At 67.8% G+C, this 1,188-nt stretch carries 1 protein-coding gene; it reads left to right on the forward strand.

Annotated features, from left to right (window positions below; translation table 11 throughout):
• The coding region (locus ACWCPY_RS43320; protein ID WP_451274704.1) for an ISAzo13 family transposase at nt 1–1,188 on the forward strand (1,188 nt) is incomplete at both ends.

Raw genomic sequence — 1,188 nt, forward strand, 5'->3', positions numbered from 1 at the left:
CAACTCGCCCTGAAGTTTGCAGTGTTGTTCCCGCACCTCGACGAGCGGCAGCGGCGTCTGCTGATGGCAACCGAGGCCCGTTTGCTGGGCCATGGCGGGATCCGGGCCGTCGCGCGGGCGGCCCAGGCCAGCGAGACCACGGTCCGCAGGGGCGTGGACGAGCTGGAATCCGAGGCGGAACCGTTGGGACGGGTTCGCCGACCCGGGGGCGGGCGCAAGAAAGCAGCCGACATAGACCCGAGACTCCGGCCAGCCCTGCTCGCCCTGGTTGAGCCGGACTCGCGCGGGGATCCGATGTCACCGCTGCGCTGGACGACGAAGTCGACCAGGAAACTGGCCGAGGAACTCACCCGCCTGGGGCACAAGGTCGGCGCCGACACGGTGGGTGACCTGCTGCGGGAGGAAGGCTTCAGCCTGCAGGCCAACGCCAAGACCATCGAGGGCTCCCAACACCCGGACCGCGACACCCAGTTCCACTACATCAACGAGCAGGCCAAGGCCCATATGGACACCGAACAGCCGGTGATCAGCGTGGACACCAAGAAGAAGGAGATGGTCGGCGAGTACAAGAACGCCGGACGCGAGTGGCGGCCGACCGGCGAGCCGGTGAAGGTCAGGACGCACGACTTCCTCGACCGGCAGGGACCGGGCAAGGCGATCCCGTACGGGATCTACGACATCGCCGCGAACACCGGCTGGGTGAATGTCGGCACGGACCACGACACCGCAACGTTCGCGGTCGCCTCCATCCAGCGTTGGTGGCAGGCCCGCGGTCGGCACGACTACCCGGCCGCCACCCGGCTTCTGATCACCGCCGACGCAGGCGGCTCCAACGGCCACCGCACCCGCGCCTGGAAGACCGAACTCGCCGCGCTCGCCGCCGAGACGGGACTGGAGATCACGGTCTGCCACATGCCTCCGGGCACGTCGAAGTGGAACAAGATCGAGCACCGGCTCTTCTCCCATATCAGCATGAACTGGCGCGGCAGACCGTTGACCAGCCACGACGTCATCGTGAACAGCATCGCCGCGACCACCACCCGCACCGGGCTACGGGTCGAGGCCCATCTGGACACCGGCGCCTACGAAACCGGAATCAAGGTCTCCGACGCCGAGATCGACGCCCTGCCGATGCACCGCCACCGCTTCCACGGCGACTGGAACTACACCCTCAACCCCGCCCACGCA

It is taken from the genome of Streptomyces sp. NPDC002403, assembly GCF_053593015.1.